We start from the raw sequence: 1,191 nt of genomic DNA, 5'->3' as shown, positions 1-1,191 counted from the left end.
AACTGCAATACGGAGGCACGACCAATTTTTTTGGCATTTTCAACTAACTCTACTATTTGAGGTTTTTTCCTTTTAATAACTCTTTTTTAGTTTCAGTATCTAACTCTTTCATATTTAGGTTAATTTTAGTCCAACGTTGATTTTCTTTAAGCTGACTATAAGCTTTTATAGCTGAAGGAGTACTTTCAATTAATTTTTCGCTAGAATTTGCAAGTAGTGCTACTGTATTTGCAATTAATTCAGGTTTAACGATTTTTTGTGCTTTATTATTTATTATATTTTCCGTAATCTGAACTAACTCCTTTTGATTATCAGGATTTTTTAAAAATTGTACTAAATCGTGATTAAGAAGGGGCTTTACTTTGTCTGAAGTAATAATGTCATGTATATTTTTTAATATAACACCTTGAGATGACTCGTTTTTTTGTTTAATATTCTTATATATTTCTTGTAGTTTTGGGTTTAAATCGCTTTCTAGCGCTTTAGATATTAAATCTACTCCTAGGGTAGATAATTCTCTGACAAATTTAGGACTTATTTTGTCTAATATATTTATTTTTTCTGTTTCGGAAGCTTGAAAGTTTTTTGTTATCTTGTTAAACCTCTTATTTAAAATAGATGTGAGAAAATATGAGATAACTTTAGATTGTAAAATAGTTTCTTTTGAGCTATTAGATATAGTTTCGGAATGTAAAACAGAAGCGCATTTTTTTACAAGCGATTCTGCATCTGCTATTATCTTGCAACCGGCTTCAATAGAATCTACATTAGTGGTAGCACTTCTCGCTTTTCTGAGGTTATTAAGCTCCAGTGCAAGATCAGGTAAAACTTGAGAAGCCTCCCAGGTAAATTGCAATGCACTAGGGACATTCCGACTGCTTGGATAACACTTTGTATTATACCTAAATTATCTTTATTAAGATCTAGATATTGTTTATTTAACTCATCATATTTTTTGTTACCTGTTTCAGCCCCAATAGCTGCCCATCCAGCTACAACCCAAGAAAGGTTTTTATATTCTTCATCAAGCTGTTGCCTTATATTATCATTGGATTCCTGCTCTTGGCTTTTAGACATTTAAATACCTTTATATAATTTAGGTTCTTACGTACGTTTTCTAAAAAGATCCAATTTTGGTTATTTTTTGCTGCAAATTATAAAATTTTTTTGAAATATGAATAACTATTCCTT

The 1,191-nt window shown here is 30.0% G+C and carries 2 protein-coding genes; both read right to left on the bottom strand.

Annotated features, from left to right (window positions below; genetic code table 11):
* Nucleotides 1-52: 52 nt before the first annotated feature.
* A complete protein-coding gene (locus KYQ89_RS07465; protein WP_256621149.1) occupies nucleotides 53-856 on the bottom strand; it encodes a hypothetical protein in 804 nt (267 codons plus the stop codon).
* The gene (locus KYQ89_RS00025) at nucleotides 763-1,077 is read right to left on the bottom strand and encodes a hypothetical protein (RefSeq protein ID WP_256621148.1); all 315 of its coding nucleotides are present in this window, start codon (nucleotides 1,075-1,077) and stop codon (nucleotides 763-765) included. The genes KYQ89_RS07465 and KYQ89_RS00025 overlap by 94 nt, the downstream gene beginning before the upstream one ends.
* Nucleotides 1,078-1,191 lie beyond the last annotated feature (114 nt).

Source organism: Rickettsia sp. TH2014 (assembly GCF_019249195.1).
GTDB lineage: Bacteria > Pseudomonadota > Alphaproteobacteria > Rickettsiales > Rickettsiaceae > Rickettsia > Rickettsia felis.
This window is presented reverse-complemented; position numbering and strand designations above follow the sequence as displayed.

Excerpts from the sequence above, each read along its gene's own strand:
- KYQ89_RS00025 (WP_256621148.1), bottom strand. The coding sequence starts at position 1,077 with ATGTCTAAAAGCCAAGAGCAGGAATCCAATGATAATATAAGGCAACAG.